The organism is Eubacterium ramulus ATCC 29099 (assembly GCF_000469345.1).
GTDB lineage: Bacteria > Bacillota > Clostridia > Lachnospirales > Lachnospiraceae > Eubacterium_I > Eubacterium_I ramulus.
In genome coordinates, this window is the sequence record NZ_KI271072.1 from 81,191 (window position 1) to 87,221 (window position 6,031).

Below are 6,031 nucleotides of genomic sequence, written 5' to 3' on the forward strand. Positions count from 1 at the left end.
AAAATTCCTTCCCGACCTTATAGTCTATTCTTTCAAAAAAATCTGATACGCAGGAACCATTTGATTCATTGTATCATATTTTTTCCTGTTCGTGCGTTTCTGCTTATATTTTATACAGCATTGTTCTTTTTTTCTTGCAGCATAATATCCTTTTATAGTACAATTCTATCAAAAACAGAATGGAGTCCAGCATGAAACAGCCAAAACCAGAACAATACCACGAAAAAAAACGTCATACGGAAGATCAATTTCCGTATAACACTTATCTGTGCACGATACCGGATGATTTTACGGAAGTACCTGTTCACTGGCATGAAGAAGCAGAACTTATCGTCATTCAGAAGGGATCTGGCACAGTTCTTGTAGACCTGACGCACTATCATGTCGCAGCCGGAGATATCATTATTGTTCTTCCGGAACACCTGCATGCCATCAGGGAAATTCCAGGTCAGAAAATGGAATATGAAAATATCATTTTTCGTCCGGAATTACTTTCCTCCGATAACCACGACGTCTGTTTTGAAAAATTTTTGTATCCATTGTTCTTAGGGCAAATTCACACAGTCGTCCACATTCATCCACGTCTGTCCTACTATCCGAAAATTCACGATCTGATCCGGACAATGGATCAATTATGCAGTAAAAAACCTGCCGGATATCAACTTGCGCTCAAAGGCTCTCTGTTTCTTTTCATGTTCCAGCTTCTTTCTCTGGACGAAAAAAAAGAATTATCCAACATACAGCAACGGTCACTGGACAAGTTGAAATTCATCATCACTTTCACGAATGAACACCTGGAAGAATCTATTTCCATTCGCCAGATTGCCTCTGCCTGCTATTTCAGTGAATCACACTTCATGAAATTTTTTAAGACACATATGGGCATCAGCTATATCCATTATCTGAATGATGTCCGACTGGCACATGCCAGAAATCTGCTGGTTTCAACAAATCTGTCTATTCTGGAAATCGCACAGAAATCCGGTTTTGAAAATGCTTCTTATTTCAATCGGAAGTTCAAAGACAAATATGGCATTACTCCACGCCAAGCAAGATAAAAAAATCGCTTAAGCCTCACGGTCTAAGCGATTTTTCTGTCAGGAAAGTTTTTTTACATCCCCGTCTTTATCTTCCAGTATTGATCTATACTCATATCGCGGAATAAAATTCCGCCTATCACATTTTTTATAATATTCCATAAAAATACGATCCATAACCATTGGAATCTGACTTTCATCCGGTTCAAACAAAACAATCAGATACTGCATAGCACTGTATCTGGTACAGATATCCACTTTTCTGATTTTCTGCTGGATGGACTGTTCCATACACGCCAGAGCTTCTTCGATGCTTTCAATATGTATAGCACCCTCCGGTAGTATGTCCATAGTTATCATTACCAGATAGCACTGATAGTTGTGCCGTTCTCCCAGGCTGTTTATATATTCGTAGAGCATAGAAAATTCACGATAATTCAATGCCCCACTATGATTACCACTTTCCCGTAGAGCTTTTGCAATCATTCCCAGATCTTTTCCTGTACCGCACTCTGCAATAAGCTCTTTTTCTATCTGATCATAGAAGAATAAATCTCCCTTTCCGTTCTGTTTTACATAATACAGTGCCTTATCAGCCTTCGTATAAGACTCCTCAAAAGGAGCACCTTTAGCAGTTTCACAAATACCTGCTGAAATAGATGCATAACGGATTTCAGGATCTTTTTCTTTGTTTTCATTGAACTGTCTCAGAATTCCACTGACAATTTCTGTCAGTTCCTCCCGGCCGCATTCCGGCATAAACATCAGGAATTCATCTCCGCCCAGGCGACAGACCACTGCCTGATGCGTATATTCTGATAACAAGGTTCCAAGTAGTTTCAATGCCCGGTCACCGGCTTTATGCCCATAGATATCATTAATTTTTTTCAGGTTATCCATATCCAGAAATACCAGAAATCCACTGTAGCGCTGCATAAACTGTGCTGCCAGCTTTTCACCCCGGTTCCGCATCGGAAGACCTGTCAGGAAATCAAATCCTTCACTGTCTTCCAGCGTACACATGGTGCTTATGACATTCGTAATAAATTTTTCAATTTCTGTTTCTGCTTCCGTCAATCCATATTCCGCATTCGTACCGGCATACTCGTCCTCAATCACCAGGCGCCCTTCGTCCAGTAACCGCAAAAACGTATCCGTTATCTCCGGATCAAACTGAACACCTCGGTTTTTCTGAAACTGCTCATAAATCGCTTCCGGTTTCAGCGTATTGCGATAAATGCGTCTTGACCGCATTGCATCATAACTGTCAGCGACAGCTATAATTCTTGCCTCTATTGGGATTTCCTCCCCTTTCCGTCCATCCGGATAGCCAGTTCCATCATAACATTCATGATGGAATCTGGCGACCTCCACCACATGTTTTACCAGCGTGATATTCTTCAAAATTTCCGCACCAATAATTGTATGCTCTTTGATTACTGCATATTCCTCATCCGTCAGTCTGGCCGGTTTGTTCAAAATTGCATCCGGAATACCTATGTTTCCAATATCATGCAAATGCGCAGCATTGCGAAGGTGGAAAATATCTTTCTGCTTCCATCCAAGCTCCTTTGCGATCAGTGCCGAATATTCCGCCACACGATGAGAATGTCCACGGGTGTATTCATCTTTCGCCTCAATGCTTGTTACCAGTGTCTGAATCATCTGCAGAGACATGGTTTCCATCTGCTTTCTGCGCTTTCTTATTTCCTGTTGCTGACGTGTGCGCTCCAAATCCCGGACCTGACTGATGGTTCTGACCAGATTTACAAAAAACAGCACCAGCATTCCAATTCCAATGAAAATTCCTGAAATGGAAAGCACAAAATACACCGCTAGCGATTCAACTACCACAGATGCGACTGCCACAAACAATCCGACCAGAATATAACGATTTTTTCTGATATAACCGTGATACAGGTCGTAACAGACAGTTCCCGTCACAAGAATCAGTATTGCTGCCAGAATTCCCTGCGACACCGGAAGTGTCTGTATAAAATCGGCCATACCGGTCAGATGCAACATACAACACACCACAAAATCCAGGATTGCCACACACTCCATCCAACGCAGCAGTTTCCAATGCCGTTTATTCTGTATACTATCAATATAGTAAATAATTGGCAGCGGTCCAAGCATGATCATAAGAAAGCACAGCTGTGACAATGCAGAAGCATTCGGAACCAAAAGCTGCCGCAGTTTGGACTCTCCTAGCATCCATGCTGCGGCCAGCAGAATACACCATCCCAAATATTCCATATCAAATTTCAAATGATACACAATTCCAAGTGCAATACTGAATATAACCGTCACTGCCCCGGCAAATAACAGAAAAAATGCAATTATCATTGTAATTCCATATTTTTCAAAAATGTATTCCCAAAGTTCTGACTTATCGCCACAGTATATTTCATTCACAACACCGGCATATTTTCCAGTATGGGTTGTCAGTTCAATTCTGACTTCTTTCCCGGCATCAGCTGCTGATGTCGGACAAAATACATACTGACTGGCAGAATTTTTTCCGACTATCCGTGTATCGGATGTGTCATATTCTATCCGGAGTTTTCCATCCACATAAAACCGGATATCCTGAAGGGAAGAACGTATCATCAGGTTCTGTTCTCTGTAAGTTTCCGGAAGTTGCAAAGTAAGCACCATTGTCTCATTTTCTGCAACATCATACTTTCCCGGAACAGTAATCGGCTCACTGCTCCCATCCGGTTTCTCCCATAAAATTTGTCCCTGATACGCATAATCCGCCTGAGACATTCCACTGCTTTGCTCGCTATTTCCCAGTAATTGCGCTGCAATAAACCAGAAAAAAACGATAAACATCAATATATAAAAAATACGCTTTCCACGTTTATCTGTTTTACCCGTCTGTTTCACCAAATCTCTTCTCCCAATCACAAATTCATTAAAGCGGACATTCGCAATCCGCTTTCGCTATTTGCTCATGTTCCCGGATTACTCCTTTGCTGCACATTTGTGCAATCTTCGCATCATTATATCAATTTTTCGTCAAAAGTACGATATTTTCCGCATGCTTAGTGAACGGGAACATATCATAAGGATAAGCTCCCATCGCTTTATACCCATGCCTGGTCAGATATTTCAAATCCCTTGCCTGTGTCTGCGGATCACAGGAAATATATACAATCTTTTTGGGTGCCAGCGTCACAACAGATTTCATAAACTGCTCGGTGCTGCCACTTCTTGGCGGATCCATAAACACTACATCCGCTTTCTCTCCCAGAGCTGCCATTTTCTCCATAAAACGTCCGGCATCCTCCTGATAAAAACGGATATTTTTCATCTGATTATGCTTTGCATTTTTCACGGCATCCCGCACTGCATCCGGATTCAGCTCCACACCGATCACTTCTTTCGCGGATTTTGCGGCCACCATACCGATAGTACCGATCCCACAATATGCATCAATCACACGTTCTGTTCCGCTCAAACCCGCCAGTTCCATTGCTTTTCCATACAATTTCTCTGTCTGAACCGGATTGATCTGATAAAAAGATTTTGATGAAATACGGAATTTTAAACCACACAGCACATCTTCAATATACCCTTTTCCGTAAATTGTAGTCTCCCGATCTCCAAGCACCATACTGGTGCGTTTATCATTCACGTTCAGTACAACCGTTGTAATCTCTGGATGCAATTTGCGCAATGCCTTCACAAAATTATTTTTGGATGGCATCACCGGAGATCCCAACACAAGAACCACCATGATCTCACCTGTGGAAAATCCCCGCCGAATCAGCACATGACGCAACAGGCCATAACCGGTATCCTCATTGTAAATTTTTATTTTGAAAGACTTTAATAAGCCACGGATATCATTGATAATGGCATCTGCCTTTTCATCTTCAATCTGACAGGCTTCCACCGGAACCACCCGGTGCGTTCCCTCTTCATAAACTCCGGAAATGATGGTACCGTCCTTTTTCCGTGCAAACACGGCATGCACTTTGTTACGATAATGATACGGATCTTTCATGCCGGTAATCTCGGTAGTTTTACAAAATGACTGCATCAGCTGCCGGACTGCTTTTTGCTTATCCTGCAGCTGCTTTTCATAGGGAATACCCTGATACTGGCATCCTCCGCATTTCTTAGCAGCCTTACAGGCTGCGATTCTATTTTTCTTTTCTTCCTTCATAATACGCTACTTAAATTCTCCCTGTTTTCTGACGCACATCATATCAGAAATGTATCTCTTCTGCAAGTTTCTGCATCTGATAATCTGCATCTGCCATGATATCTGCACACTTTTTCAACCGTGCATGCATTTCCGGTGTGATCGCCTTGTCCTTTTTATAGCGTAGCTGATGCTCGGTACTTGCCCAGAAATTCATGGCAATGGTACGCATCTGCACTTCCACCGGAACCTGGCGCATTCCATCGGAAAAAAATACATTAATTTTTACAATCAGATGCAGACTGCGATAACCATTCTCCTTCGGTTCCCGGATATAATCTTTCACCTGCACCAGTTCCACATCTGTCTGACTGAGCAGCATCCGTGCCACTTCGTATACATCTGTAATAAATGGACAAATCACACGAATTCCTGCAATATCAAAAATATTGTTTGTCAGACAGCTTAATGTCATAGGAAGACCTTTCCGCTCCATCTTCTTTGCAATACTCTCCGCGGATTTGATGCGGCTTTTAATATTCTCAATGGGATTACGATCATTGCTCTGCTCAAACTCTCTATTCAGAATCTGTAATTTTGTGGTAAGCTGACGAATTCCGGCTTCATAGATCAGCATCATCTGCTTGTATTGTTTTGCCAGATCCAGCTGATCCGCTGCCAGCGGCAGACAACTCCCGGCAGCTTTACCCGTTTGTTCGTTTTCTTTTTCATGTACTGTTTCTTCTGTATTTGTTACATTCTCATCCATTTCTGAATAATTCTCCTTACCCTCTATTCCCATACTTAGAGTAAAGCGGACATTCGCAATCCGCTTTCA

Annotated in this window: 4 protein-coding genes; 1 reads left to right on the forward strand and 3 read right to left on the reverse strand. The window is 42.1% G+C overall.

The features are described 5' to 3' along the window. Positions 1-191 precede the first annotated feature (191 nt). Positions 192-1,058, forward strand: coding sequence for a helix-turn-helix transcriptional regulator (locus HMPREF0373_RS00330; protein WP_044962441.1), 867 nt, complete (start codon positions 192-194; stop codon positions 1,056-1,058). Between the two features lie 39 nt (positions 1,059-1,097). Here the strand turns inward: HMPREF0373_RS00330 and HMPREF0373_RS00335 are convergent, their stop codons facing one another. The 3 genes from HMPREF0373_RS00335 to HMPREF0373_RS00345 form a co-directional block, all read right to left on the reverse strand. Continuing rightward, positions 1,098-3,929, reverse strand: coding sequence for an HD domain-containing phosphohydrolase (locus HMPREF0373_RS00335; protein WP_242831167.1), 2,832 nt, complete (start codon positions 3,927-3,929; stop codon positions 1,098-1,100). A 121-nt stretch (positions 3,930-4,050) separates the two neighbouring features. Next, positions 4,051-5,214: a 23S rRNA (uracil(1939)-C(5))-methyltransferase RlmD gene (rlmD, locus tag HMPREF0373_RS00340; protein WP_021737531.1), complete on the reverse strand. Its 1,164-nt coding sequence runs from the start codon at positions 5,212-5,214 to the stop codon at positions 4,051-4,053. 43 nt (positions 5,215-5,257) lie between these two features. Further along, positions 5,258-5,962 (reverse strand): GTP pyrophosphokinase, encoded by a 705-nt coding sequence (locus tag HMPREF0373_RS00345; RefSeq protein ID WP_022035742.1) that lies wholly within the window; start codon positions 5,960-5,962, stop codon positions 5,258-5,260. Between the last annotated feature and the right edge of the window lie 69 nt (positions 5,963-6,031).

Excerpts from the sequence above, each read along its gene's own strand:
- HMPREF0373_RS00345 (WP_022035742.1), bottom strand. The coding sequence starts at position 5,962 with ATGGATGAGAATGTAACAAATACAGAAGAAACAGTACATGAAAAAGAA.
- HMPREF0373_RS00330 (WP_044962441.1), top strand. The coding sequence starts at position 192 with ATGAAACAGCCAAAACCAGAACAATACCACGAAAAAAAACGTCATACG.
- rlmD (WP_021737531.1), bottom strand. The coding sequence starts at position 5,214 with ATGAAGGAAGAAAAGAAAAATAGAATCGCAGCCTGTAAGGCTGCTAAG.